This window comes from Pseudogracilibacillus auburnensis (genome assembly GCF_003201975.1).
Lineage (GTDB): Bacteria > Bacillota > Bacilli > Bacillales > Amphibacillaceae > Pseudogracilibacillus > Pseudogracilibacillus auburnensis.
The window spans coordinates 243,781-264,586 of the sequence record NZ_QJJQ01000004.1 but is presented as its reverse complement, the minus strand read 5'-3'; the positions used below and the strand labels follow the sequence as shown (position 1 = coordinate 264,586).

The 20,806-nt window shown below is 37.3% G+C and carries 15 protein-coding genes and 1 pseudogene; 10 read left to right on the top strand and 6 right to left on the bottom strand.

The window, feature by feature from the left end; translation table 11 throughout:
* Positions 1-625 precede the first annotated feature (625 nt).
* Positions 626-1,408, bottom strand: a complete 783-nt coding sequence (locus tag DFR56_RS07950; protein ID WP_110394909.1) for an ABC transporter ATP-binding protein — start codon at positions 1,406-1,408, stop codon at positions 626-628.
* A 226-nt stretch (positions 1,409-1,634) separates the two neighbouring features.
* On the opposite strand from DFR56_RS07950, the gene DFR56_RS07945 reads away from it, so the two are divergent.
* Positions 1,635-3,140, top strand: a complete 1,506-nt coding sequence (locus tag DFR56_RS07945; protein WP_211320617.1) for a globin-coupled sensor protein — start codon at positions 1,635-1,637, stop codon at positions 3,138-3,140.
* A gap of 193 nt (positions 3,141-3,333) precedes the next feature.
* Here DFR56_RS07945 and DFR56_RS07940 read toward each other — a convergent pair whose 3' ends face one another.
* From DFR56_RS07940 to DFR56_RS07925, 4 genes and pseudogenes are all read right to left on the bottom strand, one after another.
* Complete coding sequence (locus tag DFR56_RS07940) at positions 3,334-3,765, bottom strand: hypothetical protein (RefSeq protein ID WP_110394907.1); 432 nt, start codon at positions 3,763-3,765, stop codon at positions 3,334-3,336.
* Between the two features lie 235 nt (positions 3,766-4,000).
* Positions 4,001-6,157, bottom strand: coding sequence for a DNA topoisomerase III (locus DFR56_RS07935; RefSeq protein WP_110394906.1), 2,157 nt, complete (start codon positions 6,155-6,157; stop codon positions 4,001-4,003).
* 292 nt (positions 6,158-6,449) lie between these two features.
* Positions 6,450-7,879: pseudogene (locus tag DFR56_RS07930) on the bottom strand (MDR family MFS transporter).
* 2 nt (positions 7,880-7,881) lie between these two features.
* Positions 7,882-9,270, bottom strand: coding sequence for an MFS transporter (locus DFR56_RS07925; protein WP_110394905.1), 1,389 nt, complete (start codon positions 9,268-9,270; stop codon positions 7,882-7,884).
* 557 nt (positions 9,271-9,827) lie between these two features.
* Between DFR56_RS07925 and DFR56_RS07920 the strand changes: the two genes are divergently transcribed.
* From DFR56_RS07920 to DFR56_RS07900, 5 genes are all read left to right on the top strand, one after another.
* Positions 9,828-10,280 (top strand): MarR family winged helix-turn-helix transcriptional regulator, encoded by a 453-nt coding sequence (locus DFR56_RS07920; RefSeq protein WP_110394904.1) that lies wholly within the window; start codon positions 9,828-9,830, stop codon positions 10,278-10,280.
* A 465-nt stretch (positions 10,281-10,745) separates the two neighbouring features.
* Positions 10,746-11,189, top strand: a complete 444-nt coding sequence (locus DFR56_RS07915) for a MarR family winged helix-turn-helix transcriptional regulator (RefSeq protein WP_110394903.1) — start codon at positions 10,746-10,748, stop codon at positions 11,187-11,189.
* Between the two features lie 52 nt (positions 11,190-11,241).
* The gene (locus DFR56_RS07910) at positions 11,242-12,186 is read left to right on the top strand and encodes a ring-cleaving dioxygenase (RefSeq protein WP_110394902.1); all 945 of its coding nucleotides are present in this window, start codon (positions 11,242-11,244) and stop codon (positions 12,184-12,186) included.
* Positions 12,187-12,188: 2 nt separating this feature from the next.
* Positions 12,189-13,244, top strand: a complete 1,056-nt coding sequence (locus tag DFR56_RS07905; RefSeq protein ID WP_110394901.1) for an LLM class flavin-dependent oxidoreductase — start codon at positions 12,189-12,191, stop codon at positions 13,242-13,244.
* Between the two features lie 540 nt (positions 13,245-13,784).
* On the top strand, positions 13,785-14,351 hold the full coding sequence (locus tag DFR56_RS07900) for an NADPH-dependent FMN reductase (RefSeq protein ID WP_110394900.1): 567 nt from the start codon (positions 13,785-13,787) through the stop codon (positions 14,349-14,351).
* A 490-nt stretch (positions 14,352-14,841) separates the two neighbouring features.
* On the opposite strand, the gene DFR56_RS07895 is transcribed toward DFR56_RS07900, so the two are convergent.
* Positions 14,842-15,315, bottom strand: a complete 474-nt coding sequence (locus DFR56_RS07895) for a GNAT family N-acetyltransferase (RefSeq protein ID WP_110394899.1) — start codon at positions 15,313-15,315, stop codon at positions 14,842-14,844.
* Between the two features lie 133 nt (positions 15,316-15,448).
* On the opposite strand from DFR56_RS07895, the gene pdxR reads away from it, so the two are divergent.
* From pdxR to DFR56_RS07875, 4 genes are all read left to right on the top strand, one after another.
* Positions 15,449-16,858 carry a MocR-like pyridoxine biosynthesis transcription factor PdxR gene (gene pdxR / locus DFR56_RS07890; protein ID WP_110394898.1) on the top strand — a complete coding sequence of 470 codons (1,410 nt, stop codon included), beginning with the start codon at positions 15,449-15,451 and terminating at the stop codon, positions 16,856-16,858.
* 490 nt (positions 16,859-17,348) lie between these two features.
* Positions 17,349-18,200, top strand: coding sequence for a DUF72 domain-containing protein (locus tag DFR56_RS07885; RefSeq protein ID WP_207521394.1), 852 nt, complete (start codon positions 17,349-17,351; stop codon positions 18,198-18,200).
* A gap of 156 nt (positions 18,201-18,356) precedes the next feature.
* Complete coding sequence (locus DFR56_RS07880) at positions 18,357-19,040, top strand: HAD family hydrolase (protein ID WP_158525556.1); 684 nt, start codon at positions 18,357-18,359, stop codon at positions 19,038-19,040.
* A 392-nt stretch (positions 19,041-19,432) separates the two neighbouring features.
* A complete protein-coding gene (locus DFR56_RS07875; RefSeq protein ID WP_158525554.1) occupies positions 19,433-20,128 on the top strand; it encodes a nuclease-related domain-containing protein in 696 nt (231 codons plus the stop codon).
* Positions 20,129-20,806 lie beyond the last annotated feature (678 nt).

Here is a 20,806-nt window from a genome sequence, read left to right as displayed (position 1 = left end):
GGGGCACTTCTCATCCGTTTTCGGAAAGTTCATGCACGAGGGAAGATGCTGCGGGGCACTTCTCATCCGTTTTCGGAAAGTTCATGCACGAGGGAAAGTGCTGCGGGGCACTTCTCACACGTTTTCGGAAAGTTCATGCACGAGGGAAGATGCTGCGGGGCACTTCTCATCCGTTTTCGGAAAGTTCATGCACGAGGGAAGATGCCACGGGGCACTTCTCATCCGTTTTCGGAAAGTTCATGCACGAGGGAAGGTGCTGCGGGGCACTTCTCACACGTTTTCGGAAAGTTCATGCACGAGGGAAGACGCCGCGGGCACTTCTCATCCATTTTCGGAAGGTTCATGCACGAGGGAAGATGCAGCGGGGCACTTCTCACACGTTTTCGGAAAGTTCATGCACGAGGGAAGATGCCGCGGGGCACTTCTCATCCGTTTTCGGAAAGTTCATGCACGAAGGAAGATGCCGCGGGGCACTTCTCATCCGTTTTCGGAAAGTTCATGCACGAGGGAAGATGCTGCGGGATACTTCTCATCCATTTTCGGAAGGTTCATGCACGAGAGAAGATGCCAAGAGCTACGACCAAAGGATCCACACCACTATTTGCTATTATCCCATAGACAAAACTTACACTAACGTCATCCACGCTCGGTCACGACGCCAGTCAACTTCGATATTTTTCCCATACAATCTAGATAAATTATCACTCGTTAACACTTCGTTACGCAGCCCTTTTGCAAAAACAGTTCCTTCTTTCAATAGGAGTGTATGGGTGAAAATTGGCAACACTTCTTCAATATGATGGGAAACGAAAATAATAGTTGGTGCATTTTTTTGTGTAGCAATTCGGTCAATCGTTGCAAGTAGTTCTTCACGGGCAATAAAATCGAGTCCATTTGTTGGCTCATCTAATATGAGTAGTTTCGGATTTGCCATTAGCCCTCTAGCAATAAGAATTTTCTGTTTTTCCCCATGTGAACATTTTTCGTATGGTCTACCATATGTATACTCTACTCCTAATAATTTCATCCATTCTCTAGCTTGTTCAAAATCCGCTTCAATCGGATCTGCAAAAACGAGTCCAACCGCGGCAAACTTTCCACTGACAACGATATCTTCCGCTACATGTCGTCCATTCACTTTTTCCCCAAAAGATGAACTGACCCAACCGATGGAACGACGTAATTGATGGATATCTGTTTTACCAAATTTATTTCCCAGTACTGATACCTCTCCTGTTGTTGGCCAAATATATCCATTCACCATATTTAAAAGGGTTGTCTTTCCTGCTCCATTCAACCCGAGTACCGCCCAATGTTCATTCTTATTTACTTGCCAATTCATATGATGCAAAATTTCTTTTCCTTGTCTTTTCCATGTAACATTTGTCATTTCAATAATCTTTGTCATTTGGTTCACCTCTGTTTTAATTGTAAGTATTTTCTGTCTTGATGTCCATAGGGGCGTTCTATCCCACATGATTCAATCTTTTAAATCCCTCGCAGTGATTTTTTTATCCCCCACCTCCCATCTGTTAGGTCTAATAACCTATGTATAAAGAACTAAATAAAAGCATATTTAGTCTATTTATGATATTCTTAACATAGGTAAAAAGAACAGTATGGAGGTCCTAGACATGATTGCACGATTAATGAAAAAAAATAAACAAATTAATATTCCAACCTTTACAGCCAGTGACCTAAATAATGGTTTATCTGAACATATTCAAGAGATCATTAAACTTGTTCAGTTGTCTAAAAAAGATCTAGATCACTTACATCTCATAGATGACATCATGGAAGAGCATGCACAAGAAATAGCTGAACGCCATTATGAAATGATAATGGATGTACCCGAACTCAAACAACTTTTTGATCAATTTACTACATACGACCGTTATGTACCTGCAATTGTTCATTATTATAAACAGTTAACAAAACCACAATTAAACGATCAATATATTGAAAGTCGGAAAAAAATTGGTAAGATCCATAGCCACATCCGGTTGACAGAAGAGTGGTTTATTGGTTCCTATACTCGTATATATGAATATTTAATTCCTTACATAACAGTACGATTTAAGTCCAATCCCGTGATGCTCGCGAATATCATTACAGCGTTAAATCGCATGATTACTTTTGATACAATTATTGTGCTACAAGCATATAAAGAAGCGAACGAATATCAACTTATCTCTAATATAAGTGATGCAGTAGATGAGATGTCAAAAATTGATGAAGTTGGCAGTTTATTAACTGTCGTTGAACAAACATCGTTAGAAGCAGATGAAGTAAATGATGCCACTCATCAACTAAACTCGGCAGTTGACGAAATTGCCTCTACAGCAAATGAAGCATCAGAGCGAACAAAAATGATGGTAGATCAGGCTAGTGAAAGTAAAAATGTCGTCGAATCATCATTAACCGGATTTTTAACGATGATTGAAGACTTTCAAAAGTCGAAAGATAATTTTCAAGCGTTAACAGATAAAGTCAATAACATCTCTGAAGTAATCGATTTTATTAAAAACATTGCAGACGAAACGAATTTACTCGCTTTAAACGCATCGATTGAAGCCGCAAGGGCTGGTGAACATGGACGTGGATTTGCCGTTGTTGCCGATGAAGTGAGAAAGCTTGCTGAGCAAACCCGCGTTTCTGTAGAAAATATCACTGAAGAAATGGAAGATGTCCTAAGGGATTCTAATACAGTAACAGCTGAAATTGATTCCTTTTCAGAAAATTTAAGCAAACATATTGAAGAAACGAATGTATCTATGAACGCAATTGATCAAATTATGGGACATATCGATGAAGTAAATCGAGCGATTAGTACGATTGCTTCGATTACAGAACGAGAAGCGGAAGCAACAGAGGAGATAACCTCCAAAATGAATACGTTAAATGAGCATTTTGACAGAACGAAAAACTTAACCTTATTAACAGGGAAATCCGTGTACACCGCTGGAAAAGGTGTTGATGAGATACGAAAAAACTCCTTAAAGGAAGTGAAGTCTCCGACAACAGAGCAGTTGGAAAGAATCCAGCAAACGGAAAAGAGAGTAGCCGACTGGTTAACATATAATGAACAATATGGATTTGATATAAATGAAGTTTCAGTAAAAGCTGCCATAAAATCTTAAAACATTGCCGTTACTTTGCAAAATGTATGATATCTCGTTTAAGTTTGAATTTACAAAACGTAGATACCCCAGAAAAAGGTCCAAACTAAACTATGTAAACAGGAAAGCGGAAGATTCCTATTTACTAGTTTAGTTTTTTTATGATGTGGCTGAATGAGATTGGTTGTGCCGAGATGTAAGCTAGTACCATTCATCATCTATTTCTACTCTCCTGTTTTTTTCTTATTAATCCGATCCCTAATACGATGAGACCTAGCGCTAATAAAGCCGCTCCTACATAGGCTAAATTAATAAACCCGTTCGGTTCATTTGCTGTCGGGGAAAGTACTGAAAAGAAAAACGCTGCTGGGAGGAAAATTGCGGATAGTGGTATGCTTGATCGAACAAACCATTTTAATGAATCAGATAAATTCGCCTGATCGACATAAAATAATGTCATAAAAGATAGAATCAATAAAACTCCAGCATGTGCATGTCCAGCGCGAAATAAATCTTGCCTTAGTGGATTGTCTGTATAACCCGATTGAGTATCCATTAAAAAAACTAGTAGACTTACACCACCGTAAATGACAGTAGGTAAAATAATCATTAACCACCCTGCAAATCGCCGTGACTCTTCACTCATTCTTTATCACTCCAATTTTATTGGTATGTCTATCTTTATTTTATAGGCTACCGTGTTTCACCCATACTATCTCAGGTCATTACATCTACGTTTAATGAGTGACTTAAGTCATTTTTTAGCGATGAATATAAAAACAGAACGCCCAAATGTGAACGCTCTGTTTCCTTTTTAAAGTAGGTTATTTCCGAAACCGACAATGGATATGAAACCATCCTTAAGTATCGATCAGGTTCTTTTACTTATTCTTCAACTTCGCTAATGCTTCGGCGAGTGCATTGTTTTTAAAATCATCTTGTTTCTTCATATATTTATTAATATCCTTTTTTGAAACCCGTTTATTTTGGTCTTTCTTACGACGCTCTTGGAAAGTCGCAAGCTTCTCGCGATGTCCACAAACACAAGTAAACGTTTGTCCTTCTCCCTCTCCATACAGTTTCAATCTTTTTTTACAATTGGGACAACGGGCATTCGTATTTTTGTACACGTTTTTCTTATAATTACAAGACCGGTCTTTACATCGAAGCATTTTCCCTTGCCTATTTTCTACTTCTAGCATCAGGCTATCACAACGTGGACATTTTGATCCTGTGAGATTATCATGTTTAAATGTTGCTTCTGCACCTTTAATTTCATGAACTATTTCTTCCGTATATTTTTTAATATCATTGATGAACTGACTTTTATTTAGTTTCCCTCGCTCAATTTGTGTCAATTTCTCTTCCCATTGGGCAGTCAATGCTGGTGAACGTAAATCTTCCGGAGCTAGGTCAAGTAATTGTTTCCCTGTTTGTGTAAGATATAAATATTTTCCGCGCAGTTCCATATATTGTCCGTTTATTAACTTATCGATAATATCTGCACGTGTTGCAACAGTTCCAATCCCGCCTGCTTGATGAAGCGTTTTTGCCAAATGTTTTTCGTCTGCTTCCATATATTTTGCTGGGTTTTCCATTGCTTTAAGAAGCGTTCCTTCCGTCAAACGTTCAGGTGGTTTCGTTTCGCCTTCTGTTAATTGCAAGTTGGAATTGGCAATCCCCGCTCCTTTTGTAAGGTTTGCTAATTGATTCGCTTTTTCACTAGTCGATTCGTATACTTCTTTCCAACCGAGTTTTTGGACTGTATTACTTTTTGTAACAAAACGTTCTCCTTCAATTTCTGCAGTCATTTTTGCTTCTTCATATTCATATGGATCGGAAAGTACTGCTAAAAATCGCTTCACAACAAGATCATAAATTTTTCGTTCGTTGCTACCGAGTGCCGATATATCAACAGGTTCTTCTGTCGGAATAATCGCATGGTGGTCGGTTACTTGCGCATTGTTGACGACCGATTTTGGTAAGTTAAACTTTTTCTGCAAAAGCTTTCGGGCGACATTTGCGTATTCATCGACGCCACATGCTTCCAGCCGTTCTTTTAAAGTTGGTACAATATCGGTCGTAATGACACGTGAATCTGTTCTTGGATATGTGAGCACTTTATGACGTTCATATAAATGTTGCATCGCCTGAAGTGTTTGTTTTCCAGAAAAATGAAACATCCGGTTTGCATCCCGTTGCAGTTCTGTTAAATCATATAGTTGTGGTGGATATTGCTTTTTCTGCGTTTTTTCGATGGTTGTAATGATCGCCTTTTTTCCAGTTAATTTTCCACGTAATGATTCTGCCCTTTCTTTATCAAAAATCCGACTATTATTTTTCTCATCTTGCCAAGTAAAAGCTGTTCCAGTCCGTGTTTTTAATTCGAGTCCATAAAATTTTTGTGGGCGGAAATGACGAATTTCTTCTTCTCTCGTTGCGATGATGCCAAGTGTTGGTGTTTGTACACGGCCACTTGATAATTGTGCATTATATTTTGTCGTCAGTGCCCTTGTTGCATTAAGGCCAACATACCAATCCGCTTCTGCTCGTGCTACTGCCGAGTCATATAAGTTTTCATATTGTTTACCCGGTTTTAATTGTTTAAAGCCATCACGGATCGCTTTATCAGTAACAGATGAAATCCAGAGTCGTTTCACAGGCTTTTTCACCCGTGCTTTTTCTATAATCCAACGAGCGACAAGTTCTCCTTCTCTCCCCGCGTCTGTTGCAATGACAATATCTGTTACGTCTTTTCGAGTTAGCTGACTTTTCACTGCGTTAAATTGTTTCCCTGTTTTTTGGATAACGATCGTTTTTAGGCGGTTCGGAACCATTGGCAAATCTTCTATTCGCCATGTTTTATATTTATGATCATACATATCAGGTGTTGCTAGTGTCACTAAATGTCCAAGTGCCCATGTGATGATATATTTTGATCCTTCTAAATAGCCGTTTCCTTTTTTGTGACAACTAAGCACTCGTGCAATATCACGGGCAACAGATGGCTTTTCGGCTAGTACAACTGTTTTACTCATGAAAAAATTCCTCTCTATGTTTGCTCTCTTAAGTGTAACATAGTCTAGCTCAGCTTTATGAACAAATATATAGGGCATGATTGATATCTTTTCGATTAACTCTCCCATTCTGTTTAGAAAAGTGCTTGGTACAGGTGGTAAGCGAGTGTGTTCTAAAACAGATGGAGAAAACTCTGTAAGTTTTTAGTTAATCTTTGTGAATAGGGAAAGACGTTATAATTGTAATTTATCCCATCATTTTCAGTACGGAATTTCATACAATTTTAAGTCCCTGGTTTGAACCCCTTTACAATCATTCTTTTGGTGGTTGTGTCCGTTTTATGAATAATGCCAGAACAAAGGCGATGCAAGCCAGGGCAAAACCGTACATAAAAGCATTATTTATACCTGCAACCAGCCCTTCGGATATTTCGGCAGGGGAAGACGGGTCTGATGACTGTTCCAGAAAGCGATGCTGTCCCGCTGTCATAACACCGATGAAAAAGGCAACCCCTATCGCACCAGCTATCTGAGATAGCGTGTTTAAAATTGCAATGCCATGCGGGTAGTAACGTGGTGGTAGCTGATTAAGACCGTTCGTCTGAGCTGGCATCATGATCATCGATAGCGCAAACATTAAGCAGATGTGCAACACAAGAAATGTTATTTTCGATGTGTTCATAGACACCTGCATAAAGAACCACATAATAATTACTACCATCCCTGTTGCAGGAATAACTAACACCCTAGGACCAAATCGATCGAATAGCTTTCCTGCGACTGGAGACATAAGTCCATTTACAAAACTTCCTGGCAATAGGAGAAGACCAGATGCAAACACGGTTAATCCAAGAGCTCCCTGGAACAGGAACGGTAATAGCGACAAGGTTGAGAATAGTGTCATCATAACGACAATTAAAAGCACTGTAGTTACAGCGAACATTGGATATTTAAAAGCTCGAAGGTCCAGCAGCGGTTCCTTCAATCGTATTTGCCGAAAAACGAATAGAATCAGAGCGATGATACTGACAACAATAATTCCCGTAAATCCACCTTCTGAACCACTAAATCCGTATACAAAGCCACCAAAACCAATAGTAGAAAGCAACACCGAGATAATATCAATTTTCGGTTTTGTAGGCTCCGACACGTTTTTTAAATATATAAACCAAATACAATGGAAAAAACGGCAAAAGGCAACACTAGGAAAAACAACCACCGCCAATGCAGAGATTCTAGAATTAGTCCGGACAGCGTCGGTCCTATCGCTGGAGCAAACATCATGACAAGTCCGAGGGTCCCCATTGCAGTTCCACGTTTTTCTAACGGATACAGAACAAGAATCGTGTTCATCAGGACTGGCATCAATAACCCAGTTCCGGCCGCCTGTATCATCCGACCGATTAACAATATTGCAAAATGAGGCGCTATCCCAGATATTAACGTTCCCACTGTGAATAAAGTCATGGCACCTAAAAACATTTGCCTTGTTGTAAACCATTGCATGACTAAAGCAGAGGCCGGAACCAACACACCGACAATAAGCATATAGCTGGTTGCCAACCATTGAAGTGTAGAAGCAGTTACATTTAATTCAACCATTAGTTTTGGAAAAGCAATATTCAACAATGTTTCATTAAGTATCGAGAAGAAGGCTCCGATGATAAGCGAAATCATAATCGGTAGCCTCTTTACATTTTCAAGCTCGCTCGAAGCGAATGAAGTAGGCGTTGTGCTACTCATTGTTATCCTTCCTCCCTTTTAATATTGTTTGCCAATATGGACTTATTGGTCGTTGCAAATTGTACGTGGTATAGCCAGAATATACTAATGATCCCCAAGCACATGACAACAAAAATGTTACTGTACACGTAGGCATTTTCATTCGTCACAAATGGATTGAGGTGGAGAGCAGTTTGTCTAGTGTCAAGCATCTTTCCAATGACACTCATAGAAATCGCACCTGAAATGAAATTTAACATGGAAAACAACCCCATCCCTACCCCGACCTGCTCTTTAGCCAAAGTTCGAGAGATTGTATTGGACATTGCAACTTGCATGAAAGTTTGACCGACGTTACCTGCAATTAAAATAACAGCAATGACATATGGTGAAACTCCAACAAAGCTTGATAGCAATGCAAAGCATAAAAACATCATGAACGATGCAACGGTAAAAAGAATGTTATTGCCACTTTCGTCGGCCAATTTCCCGCCTTTACGACCTAACATTGCGGCAATGATAGCCGCTGGAAATAAAACAAATCCGATACTTCCTGGGGACAGATTATTCAACGTCGCCAAATATTGTGGGGTCATAAACGTAATGCCGAAATTCATTGAAGTTGTCATAAATGCAATGAACAATCCAATGGAAAAGCTTTTATTTGAAAAAAGGCCTGGTTCAATAAAAGGATTGGGAGCAGCCTTGATTCTAATAATGAATAAAGCCAACACGATTGCCCCAGCGACAAATAGCAGCCAATAGCTTTGCGTTATCGCTAACAGAAATAATGCCACAGTCGCTGCCAGTAAGCTACCTCCTAAAATGTCAATATTACTGGCTTCCCTTTTATCATCGACTAAATATTTACGAAAAAAAGGGAGCGTAATCAACGATATGAGAGAAAATAAGAACAGCATTCTCCAACTTCCTAAGCTTGAGATCAGCCCTGCAACAACTGGACCCAATGCGCTTCCTAAAGCCAAACCGACCGCTGACGTTCCAAGCGCTCTTCCTCTTTTCTCGGGTGGGAAGTAACGAATCGGAATAATCATTGCTGTAGCCGGAAGAACTGCCGCTCCAGCAGCTTGAAGTATACGTCCGAGAACAACCATCCAATAATCAGCAGCTAGCATACCGATGATTGAACCGATGGAAAATAGAAGAAGTCCAAACGTCAACAAGTCTTTAAGCTGGTATTTGTCCGCAAGCTTCCCATAGACAACCGAACCGATAGCATAAATAACCATATAACTAGTCATTACCCAACTGACCTGTGAAGGGATAAGATTGAATTCTTCACCGATGATTGGTAGAGCAACATTAAACATCGTACCGTTCATGACGGAAAATATTAAAGCAAAGACAAGAACACCTAACAGCTTATCAGAACTTTTTATAGAGTTATCCATCCAACATAAATCCCCCATCTTTTTTTATTTCATTGCTGAAGATATACATTTTTGCAGTTCCATGTTCAGGTTAAGGGTATTTAGTGACTGTACTAAACTAATCACGTTATAATGAATAATGAATTGGAACAGTTGTGTTGATTGAAAAAATAGAAGGAGCCAGCTAAGTATATTTATCTATCCAAAGATATTCTAGGAATAGATTGATTCCTTCCTTAAAGTAGCGAAGTTCAGTTTTATTACGATTGTTTGTTGCTTAGCGTATATTTCCGTTAAAATGTAGGTGGGTCTCAAGCTTCTGCCATTTAGATTCACATAAATTTATATTTGTTAAAGAAAGCAATCCCTTCTGTAATGAAGTTGTTTATGCAACTAATTTAACATCGTATTAACAACTATTAACTTATTTTAAAATTGTGTTAGTTGTCTATGCAACAAATATTATCTTATACTAATTTATGATGCAAGTGAATTGTTTTGATAACGGAAATAAGGATTGAAATAAAGAATAAACTGTCATTTTGTAAAATGTTGGTGCAAAAGAAAGGAGAATTATAATGAGCATAGATAATAAAGAGTCAATTGGCCGTTGGATTTCATTGCTACATAGATATGGAAATGTTTATATTAATGAACAATTAAAAGAATATAATCTAGGAGCTGGTCAATATCAATTCCTTGCTGTTTTATATCAAAATGAAGGTTTATCGCAAGATGAAATAGCTTGTTTATTAAAAATGGATAAAGGTACAACCGCTAGGGCAATTACAAAATTAGAGAAAGAAGGGTATGTAGAAAGAAAAGTTTTTAGCGTTGATAAAAGAATAAAAAAGTTGTATCTGACGGAGAAAGCACATGCGTTTGAATCTAAGCTAACTTCTATTTTGGTAGGTTGGAAAAATATTATCACTAAAGATTTATCTGTGGATGAACAGGAGTATGCCTTAAAACTACTAAGAAAAATATCTTTAAATGCGGAAGGTTTCCTCGAAAAAACGAAGAATAATTAGTTAATATAACGGACTTTGTGTAATATGACAATGCCATTAAAAGGTAGGTTGTGTTTGGCCCGGACTTTTTTATGGAAGTATTACCATCTTTTAAATTAGATTTTTATGCTAAAATAATCACCACATACATTAATCTCTAGATCTTTTTAACAGTTGATAGATGCTTCCCCACCCAATCATGGAGATTTAGACTTCGAAATAGATGAAACCAAAAGAAATTCATTATACATTGCTGGAAATTTGTAGATGAATATTTTATGGGCAAGTTGATTTAATAAATAATGAAAGTGTATTTCGTTTCATTTTTAATACTATTTTTTCGGATTATCCTTATCATAATAAAAAGTTATTAATGTGTTTACGTGTGAAAGCTACGTAGTTAATCAATGCTTAAACCCAAGATTTAAAACTTGTTTTTTTATCACTTGACTGATAAAGTGAAGTAGTAAGGAGGATTGATAACAAGTGCGAAAAAATACGCGTGGTTCACTCATTTGGCTTCGAATTATGCGATTTACACATCAAAGTAACTTGCTTTCAAATGAATTTCTAAAACAATATGATTTAACAACTGCTCAATTTGATGTTTTAGTTCAAATTTCAACATATGAGCCATTGACTCAAAGTGAACTTGCAGAAAAAGTTACCGTAACACAAGGTGGAATTTCACGGATGCTTGCTCGTCTAGAAAAGGATCAATTAATTGATCGTAAACAAGAATGGAAAACAAAAACGATTTCTTTAACAGATAAAGGACGAGAAAGATTAGAAAATGCATTTGAGGCTCAGCTTACCTTCCAATCTTCTTTCTTTGAAGATTGTTTATCAATAGAGGAACAAAAAACGTTATTGTCACTTATGACACGTATACAAAAATATAGTGAAAAAAAATTGTCGATGAAAAGATAATTTTTTTATCCGCTATTACTTGATTAATCAAATGATAAAAGGAGGAAAAAAGATGCATATTATTCCAGGACATCACCATATTTCAATGATTACAAAAAATGCAAAACAAAATAACCACTTTTACAAGACTATTTTAGGATTGCGCCGCGTTAAAGTCACCGTAAACCAGGATGATCCGTCAATGTATCACTTGTTTTATGGAGATCGAACAGGTAGCCCAGGAACAGAACTAACCTTCTTTGAAATGCCATCGGCCGGACGGACATACCGTGGGACAAATGCGATTACCCAAATTGGTTTACTCGTTCCATCCAAAGAAAGCTTATCGTACTGGAAAAAGCGATTTGAACAATTTGAAGTCAAACATGGGGAAATTACAACATACACCAATCGCCCAGCAGTTCACTTTGAAGATGAAGATGGGTTACGCATGGTACTCATTGTTTCTGATGGTAAAAAGATTGCCAACTGGGAAGCTTGGGAAAAATCAACTATTCCGATAGAGTATCAAATTCAAGGGATGGGCTCTGTCGAAATAACAGTACGCCGTTTGAATAAACTTTCACGCATGTTAACAGAAATATTTGGTTATACAGAAGTGTCACGATCACAGAAGGAAGCAATTTTTCAATCGGTTAATGGAGAAGTGTTTGGTGAAATTGTCGTGAAATTCTTAGATGGTCCTACTGAAAAACCTGGTCGTGGGAGTATCCATCATCTGGCGATCCGGGTGAAAGATGAAGTGGAATTGGCATATTGGGATGAACAAGTACGAAAACAGGGTTTTTACTCATCCGGTATTGTTGATCGCTTCTATTTCAAAAGTTTATATTTCCGTGAATCCAATGGCATAGTATTTGAAATCGCGACAGATGGCCCAGGATTTACAATCGATAGGGGCGTCGAAACACTTGGAGAACAATTGGATTTACCACCATTTTTAGAAGAACGACGTGATGATATTGAAGCAAAATTAACACCGATAGAGGAGATTTAGTCATGGAAAAATACCGGATTAATCAATCAGAAGGAATGGAATTTGGCCTGTATTCTTTAGGGGATCATATTATGAATCCATTAACAGGAAGTCGAATTTCAGCCCAAGAGAGAATTAAAGAACTTATTGAGATGAGTAAGCTTGCTGAACAAGCAGGTATTGATGTGTTTAGTGTTGGTGAAAGTCACCAAACATACTTTATATCACAAGCTCACACGGTTATTCTATCAGCAATTGCACAAGCAACAACGAAAATAAAAATAGCAAGTTCAGCGACAGTGTTAAGTGTTTTAGATCCTGTTCGTTTATTCGAGGATTTTGCAACAATTGATTTAATTTCAAATGGGCGTGCGGAAATCGTAGCTGGTCGTGGTTCACGTGTCGGGGCGCACCAATTATTAGGTGTTGACTTACAAGACTATGAAGAGATTTATGAAGAGAAATTAGAATTACTTAAACAGATAAATGAAAACGAACGGGTTACGTGGCAAGGGAAGTTTCGTACACCGTTAGAAAACGCAGAGATTTTACCACGCCCATTACATGGATCACTTCCAATTTGGCGCGCTGTTGGTGGTCCACCTGCAAGTGCAATCAAAGCAGGTTATATGGGGATTCCAATGATGCTTACGACGTTAGGTGGTCCCGCGATGAACTTTAAACCTTCTGTACTGGCGTATCGTAGGACAGCGGAGCAAAGTGGATTTAATCCAGATACTTTACCAATTGCAACGACAAGCTTGTTTTACGTAGCGGATACAACAAAAGAAGCATTACAAGGTATGTATCCACACCTCAATGTTGGATTTCAAGCCATACGTGGGACGGGATATCCAAAACAACAGTTTGCTCAAGCACCGGATTATCGTGATGCACTTATGGTTGGCAGTACAGAACAAGTTATTGAGAAATTACTATATCAATATGAACTTTTTGGGATGCAGCGATTTGTCGCACAAATTGATTTTGGTGGTGTACCATTTGATAAAATGATGAAAAACATTGAGATTATTGGAAATGATATTATCCCAGCAATCAAAAAACATACGAGAAAATAAAAGGATTCGATGATGAAAATCGTAGTACTAACCAACTTCATCGTGGTCTCTACAGGACGAAACGTTTTACAACATATGCAAGAAAACCTTACTTCCAATCAAATATCATTTCAAACAGGGAATCGTCGCTTACAAAAATTAGTAGATTCCATGAATGAATAGTTTTTCAAACAAAATATGAAAATATTTTTTCAAAACATCAAATTGTGATTAGAACTCAATGGAATTGGGACATGGGACTTAAAAATTGAAAATGGTGTTCCCACCGGAAATAATGTTTATCATGATATTTGAAGAAAGTTCATTAGGATATCAAGATGAAAGGGATTTTCCAAATGTTTTTGAAAACTAGTATAACATGATCGTACCAGATGAAGTTGAAACCATAACAAACGCTTATACACGGCATTTTTCTGGTGAAACAAGTAAACCATATGAGATAGAATTGCGGGATGTCTGGGAAATTATTAACATTGATTCAACAATAAATGAATAGAAAATAAATTGGTGATATAGCTAGTAGCCTAAGGAGAGTATAAGATGAAAATTGTAGCACTATCAGGATCGATCGTCGGTTCAAAGACAAAAACGGCCATGGAAAAGGTCATGGAAATGGTTGAACAAAAGTATCCAACACATGACGTGCATCTCTTAGATTTAGCTCAATATAGCCTGGAATTTAGTGATGGACGTAATTATTTTGAATATAAAGGTGACACCAAGTACTTAACTGAAACGATTATGACAGCAGACGCACTAATCATTGGTACTCCTATATTTCAAGCATCAATACCAGGGACACTAAAAAATATATTTGATTTACTCCCAGTGGATGCATTACGTGATAAAGTTGCTAGTATCGTTGTCACTGCTGGAACATCAAGGCATTATTTAATGGTAGAGCAACAACTAAAACCGATTTTAGCGTACATGAAAGCACATGTCGTCCCTTCGTATGTATTTATAGAAGAACAGGATTTTTTACGGCAGGAAATCATCAATGATGATATTGTCTTCCGTATGGAACGCCTTGTGGAAGATACTGTCCTGACCGTTGAAGCATTTGAAGAAATTCGTGCCAAAAAAGACGCTGAATATGATTTTTAATTAAAGAAATAAAAAAAAGGATTTTATAAGTTAATAAAGGCATATCACGTCATTCTGACATATTTTTTTCAAACACAACCATTCAAAGGAAGATGTATCTCATTGATTGTCTATCTTAGGAAGCAAATATAGAATCTATCTTTTCAACATTTATCAGCATCTCATTCGAGATGTTTTTTTTCATGAAATAGGCGAATGAATAAGAACGCTACATCTATTATATTTAGGGGCTTAATTATAAATATGAAAGAGCTTATCCATCCTCACTTATAAAATAGATCCTATAAAAAACATTGTTATTTCAACTAGCAGCTACGTAGTAGTTGTCTCTATTCTATAAAAATGTATTGTTCTTTATCAAAACTGGTAAAAAAGTGTTTTTCAGTAGTAAATTTACTATCACTTAGTGGTGAAAATAATGTCATTACTTCTTTCTCTATACCCTTCGTCCACAATTAACCAAGTGAGCCAAGGGCAGAAATATTGGCAACTATGAAGGATTTGTTAAATCTAAATAATAATGGTAAACATCTTTATCTTTTTCATAACCGATTGATTCGTATAAGCGCTGTGCAGGGATATTGTCCATCACTGTCTCAAGAATGATCGATTTTGCTTCGGATTGACGTGCGAAATGTGCTGCTTGTTTCAATAATTGTTTTGCTACCCCACATTTTCTTGCTTTTTCATCAACATATAGATCGTTTAGGATCCATAACTTTTGCATAGAGACAGAGCTGAAAGATGGATATAATTGAGTGAATCCTAATTCAATCGACGGATTATCCCGTTCTTTTGCAAGAAAAATAACGGATTCATTATTACGCAATCTGTTTTCAATAAAAAATGTTGCTTGTTCAAGATTAGATTGCTGTTTATAAAATAAACGATACTTATCAAATAAAAGTGCAATGCTGTCTATATCATCCATCGTCGCTCTTTTAATAACAAATGTGTGATTCATATAAAAATACCTCCAACAACTTAATTTTGTATTCATAAAATTTTTTATCTTGTTATAATGATCATAGACAGTATCTAACCTGTTGAAAAGTGACAGTTTCAATTTATTGAATAGGGGCAGAAAGGAAGGTTATATGATAGAAATTACACCTTTACTAAATTTAGAAAGTAAACATCCAATCTATATCCAGTTATATGAATATATTAAAAATGAGGTAGAAGCAGGAAGGTTACCTTCGAAATCAAAATTGCCATCAATCCGGAGACTGGCCGCTAATTTACATATCAGTCAAAATACGGTGGAATCTGCCTATCAACAATTATTCGCAGAAGGATATATAGATAGTAAACCAAGAAGTGGAATGTACGTTATGCCTCTTGAAGAGAAGCTAGACACAATCAAACAACCAGTAGAGACTTTCTCAACGGTTGAATCCTATGATGAAGAAACAAGTTATACGCTTGATTTTTATCAAGGGGCAATTGACCTGACTCATTTTCCTTTAAACGAATGGAAAAAGTGTTCCAATGAAGTACTTCATCATAAAGATATTCTACAATACGGAGATCATCGGCAAGGGGAAAGAAAGTTAAGGGAACAATTGGTTACCTATTTATATTTCTCTAGAGGAGTTAATAGTAGTCCTGATCAAATTGTTATTGGTGCTGGCCTTCAGCATTTGTTAGGGATGCTTTCTTTACTTTTTAGGAAAAAACAATATACCATCGCCATTGAAGATCCAGGATATAAAGGCGCGAAAGATGTATTTAAAAATAATGGGCTTACTGTACATCCGATTCCAGTAGATCGGGATGGTATTCACATGGATGAGTTGGTTAAAAGTGAAAGCGATGTTCTTTATATTACTCCTTCCCACCAATATCCAACTGGTGTCATTACGCCAATTAATAAGCGACGACAGTTGTTAAAGTGGGTAAATGAAGCGGAGCGATATATTATTGAAGATGACTATGATAGTGAGTTTCGCTACGTTGGAAAACCTATCCCTTCTCTTCAAGGACTTGACTCGAATCATAAGATTATTTATATCGGAACATTTTCTAAATCGTTTCTTCCATCCATTAGAATTAGCTATATGGTGTTACCACCTTCTTTATTAAAAATGTATAAGCAACTTTTTGCTTCCTATGTTCAAACAGTTTCGAGAATTCACCAAGAAGCACTGGCATTATTTATAGAAAAAGGATATCTTGAAAGACATATACGTAGGATGAGAAAACAAAACCGTCATAAAAGGGATACACTTCTCAAAGCAATTGCACAATATATGGGAGATCATGTCTCTGTCATTGGGGAAAAATCGGGCGTTTTTATCCTCATCAAAATAAACGAATTAATATCAGAATCTACTTTAATTGAGCGGGCAAAAAAAGTGAAGGTAAAGGTTTATCCAACATCCCGTTACTGGTCAAAACGCTCTACAGAATATCCAATGATACAACTCGGATTCGGTGGATTGACGGAAAAAGAGATTGAAGAAGGTATATCTCTTTTGAGCAAGGCGTGGTTTAAGGAAAGTTGATTTGTTCATGATCATAGATGACCTGCCCCTAGTTTTTAATTTATTTTCAAAACCGAGAAAAGGGATGATGGTAAAAAATAACTTTTTTCATCATGCTTGATTTTCAATACTTTCCTTCCTATGCTATGATAAAGAAGGCTTGGTTCAGATGGAGTTTCGACGTACAGGACGTGCTAGGGAAAACGTTCCGACAATGCTTTTCAGTGGACGAGTATTTAGCGGAGTCCCAGGACACCCTAATTCTTAGTTTGCTTCATTTCTCCATCTGAACCCTTGTCGTACTTATTTCGGAGCTTGGCAAATAAATGATAATTTATTTATTTGCATAAGCGCAACATCACTTCTGACCTCGCTCCTAGCTTGTCAGTCAGTGTGTTTGCTTGATTCGGCACTTATCTCCCGCCTATAGAGATGGGAGATAAGTGCCAACGCGGAGATAAAATCACCAGTAGAATCTGGTTTTTGATTAATCCTACAAGGAATGATTCCATTGATTTACATAGGTGTAACAGGGTGGGGAGACCATCATTCACTTTACCCTTCTCAAGTAAATGCTAGCAATAAATTATCCGTATATAGTAGTCATTTTCCTGTCGTGGAAGTTGATGCATCCTTTTATGCGATACAACCAGTTAAAAATGCAGTAAAATGGATCAGCCAAACACCAAACAATTTTCGTTTTGTCGTGAAAGCTTATCAAGGCATGACTGGGCATCAAAGGGGCGATATTCCATTTGAAACAAAAACAGAGATGTTTGAAGCGTTTAAGAAATCTTTAGTACCATATCAGGATGCAAATAAATTAGCGATGGTTCTCTTTCAATTTCCACCATGGTTCGATTGCCAGAAAAAGAATGTGGATTATCTACGTTATTGCAAAAAAATGATGGGAGATATTCCAGTTGCACTTGAATTTCGTCATCAATCCTGGTTTAGTGAAGAGTTCCGAACCAATACGCTTACCTTTATGAAAAAAGAAGGCTGGATTCATTCGATTGTCGATGAACCACAGGCAGGGAGCGGCTCTACTCCTACCGTACCTGTAGTCACCAATTCAGGCCTAACACTCATACGGATGCACGGACGAAATGTTCATGGCTGGAATAGACAAAAAGGCTCTCATTCCAATTGGCGAGAAGTTCGCTATTTATATAAATATAATCAAAAAGAGCTCTTAGAGTGGAAAAAGATCATTCAGGATTTACATAAAAACACGAAAGATTTGATCATTATATTTAATAATAACTCTGGTGGAGATGCAGCAGGGAACGCAAAGGACCTGCAAGCTTTAATGAACATTGACTATGAAGGCCTGTCCCCAAGACAATTAAGTTTGTTTTAATCTTGGGGAAAATAGTGTCTCTAAATTTTTTACGATCTCCTATGAATACTGACTGAAACATTGTAAATCCTTTGTAAAAAATTGCAAATTCAGTTGTTAAAAGTACCATTTAGAGATACTATCTATATATAAACTAATTTAAGGAGGATAAATTTATTGATTAAAGCGTTAGTATTTGATTTAGATGGAACTATTATTGATACAGAGGAAATTACATTTGAATCTTACAAACAAGCATTTCAGTATTATGATTTTGAACTAACATTAGATGTATGGGAAAAATGGGTGGGAGCTGTAGGTACTCCGCAAAAGGTTTGTAAATATGTAGCAGAACAAACAGGAAAAGAGATTGACTTTCAGAAAATACAACAATTGCAGGACGAGGTTTTTTCACAATTAATTACAGACAAAGAACCATTACCTGGTGTAATCGATATGCTAGAAGCGGGGAAAAAAGCGGATCTTAAAATAGGGCTTGCAACGAATTCAGGTTCAAAGTGGGCAAATCATTTCTTAACTATGTTAAAAATCAAAGATTATTTTGATAATGTATACACATTCGATCACATAAAACAACCTAAGCCTGATCCCGAAATTTATGTAAAGTCTATCCAACATTTTAATGTGGCTCCACGAGAAGCAATCGCATTTGAAGACTCGGTTGTTGGTTCTATTGCTGCAAAGCGTGCTGAATTACACACTATTGTTGTTCCGAGCAAGCTAACTAAAAAAGCAACCTTCGATCATGCCGATCTAAAAATAGATTCAATGGCCAAACTAGATTTACCGACATTAATTAATGAATTGAGTTCCAAAGTTGTCTATGAAAGTATTAGTTAAAAAAGCATACGGTTCGGATGTTAAAAGCTACCTATCCGGTATAGGCGACCCCTTCAAAAAATTTTTAAGCGGTGCCTTAAATTGTATCCTCGTATTTACCTCTTTTTTATTTTTCGATTCCATTTGTATGCGCTTGCGTCAACTTTTTTAATCAAATTCCCCAACATTACCAAGTTTTTTCCAAAATTCAAATCCACATGACCATCTCTTTCCGTCTAAACATCATTGTTCTTTTTGTATCTTATATCTATTTCCCTTGAATTATTTAGAATTTCGGCACAGGATAAAAGTACTAACTTTTTTTAGAAAGGAAAGAAGACATGACATCAATCCCCCACATTATACCTATGCCATCTAAAGAACTACAAATCCTTCGATGTTTGTCCCGCAGAATGAATTTATCTACGAACGATAAACAAAATATAGAAAGTCTACATAAAGGATACATTGGCGAACGTAAATTTTACAATTTATTATGTAATTTTTCTTCGACCAATCAGATTGAGCTATTCGATTTATTACTAGAGAGTAATAATACAGAATTCCAAATTGATAGTCTAATTATAAGTGAAAATACCATTTTCTGTTTGAAGGTAAAACATTTTGAAGGTGATTTCTATCTTGAACGAGACAAATGGTATGCCGTTGCTTCTGGTAAAGAAATTAGAAACCCGCTTTTGCAACTTCAACGAACAGATTATTTATTTAAGCAACTACTGCAAAATCTAAATGTTCATACGACCGTAAAATCGTACATCATTTTTATCAACGAGGAATTTACTCTGTATCAATCCCCATTAAACGAACCCATTATTTTTCCGATCCAACTTAAACGATTCATAAAAAAATTAATTTTGGACCCCAAACAACCACCAACTATGCAACAGAGGAATGTAGGAAAAAAATTAATTTCTATGCATATTGAAGAGTCAATGCATAGTCGCTTACCAAGCTATGAGTATCATCAATTACAAAAAGGAATTACGTATAGAACTTGCTCTGAATTTTTATCTTCAATTAACAAAATGAAATTAAAGTGTCAGGGATGTGGTACGAAGAATCAGAGAAATATTATTAAAAACAGATGACGCTTATCCGCAACGGAAGATATTCATACTATGTTTTCAAGAAAATTTAAATTGCAACATAAGCCATTTAAAATGTATTTACGATAATTTCATCCCTAGGGGGTGATGGACTGGGTATTTCTTATGTGTTTCCGAAAAATCAGGCACGAAAGATGTGGCTACGGGACACTTCTCATTCGTTTTCGGAAAGTTCAAGCTCGAGGGAGGGCGACGCGGGGCACTTCTCACACGTTTTCGGAAAGTTCATGCACGAGGGAAGATGCCACGGGGCACTTCTCACACGTTTTCGGAAAGTTCATGCACGAGGGAAGATGCCACGGGACACTTCTCATTCGTTTTCGGAAAGTTCATGCTCGAGGGAGGGCGACGCGGGGTACTTCTCACACGTTTTCGGAAAGTTCATGCTCGAGGGAAGATGCCACGGGGCACTTCTCATTCGTTTTCGGAAAGTTCATGCTCGAGGGAGGGCGACGCGGGGCACTTCTCACACGTTTTCGGAAAGTTCATGCACGAGGGAAGATGCCACGGGGCACTTCTCATTCGTTTTCGGAAAGTTCAAGCTCGAGGGAAGATGCCACGGGGCACTTCTCATTCGTTTTCGGAAAGTTCAAGCTCGAGGGAGGGCGACGCGGGGCACTTCTCACACGTTTTCGGAAAGTTCAAGCACGAGGGAAGATG

Excerpts from the sequence above, each read along its gene's own strand:
- DFR56_RS07875 (WP_158525554.1), top strand. The coding sequence starts at position 19,433 with ATGAATTTATCTACGAACGATAAACAAAATATAGAAAGTCTACATAAA.
- DFR56_RS07900 (WP_110394900.1), top strand. The coding sequence starts at position 13,785 with ATGAAAATTGTAGCACTATCAGGATCGATCGTCGGTTCAAAGACAAAA.
- DFR56_RS07940 (WP_110394907.1), bottom strand. The coding sequence starts at position 3,765 with ATGAGTGAAGAGTCACGGCGATTTGCAGGGTGGTTAATGATTATTTTA.
- DFR56_RS07935 (WP_110394906.1), bottom strand. The coding sequence starts at position 6,157 with ATGAGTAAAACAGTTGTACTAGCCGAAAAGCCATCTGTTGCCCGTGAT.
- DFR56_RS07910 (WP_110394902.1), top strand. The coding sequence starts at position 11,242 with ATGCATATTATTCCAGGACATCACCATATTTCAATGATTACAAAAAAT.
- DFR56_RS07945 (WP_211320617.1), top strand. The coding sequence starts at position 1,635 with ATGATTGCACGATTAATGAAAAAAAATAAACAAATTAATATTCCAACC.
- DFR56_RS07895 (WP_110394899.1), bottom strand. The coding sequence starts at position 15,315 with ATGAATCACACATTTGTTATTAAAAGAGCGACGATGGATGATATAGAC.
- DFR56_RS07905 (WP_110394901.1), top strand. The coding sequence starts at position 12,189 with ATGGAAAAATACCGGATTAATCAATCAGAAGGAATGGAATTTGGCCTG.
- pdxR (WP_110394898.1), top strand. The coding sequence starts at position 15,449 with ATGATAGAAATTACACCTTTACTAAATTTAGAAAGTAAACATCCAATC.
- DFR56_RS07925 (WP_110394905.1), bottom strand. The coding sequence starts at position 9,270 with ATGGATAACTCTATAAAAAGTTCTGATAAGCTGTTAGGTGTTCTTGTC.
- DFR56_RS07950 (WP_110394909.1), bottom strand. The coding sequence starts at position 1,408 with ATGACAAAGATTATTGAAATGACAAATGTTACATGGAAAAGACAAGGA.
- DFR56_RS07920 (WP_110394904.1), top strand. The coding sequence starts at position 9,828 with ATGAGCATAGATAATAAAGAGTCAATTGGCCGTTGGATTTCATTGCTA.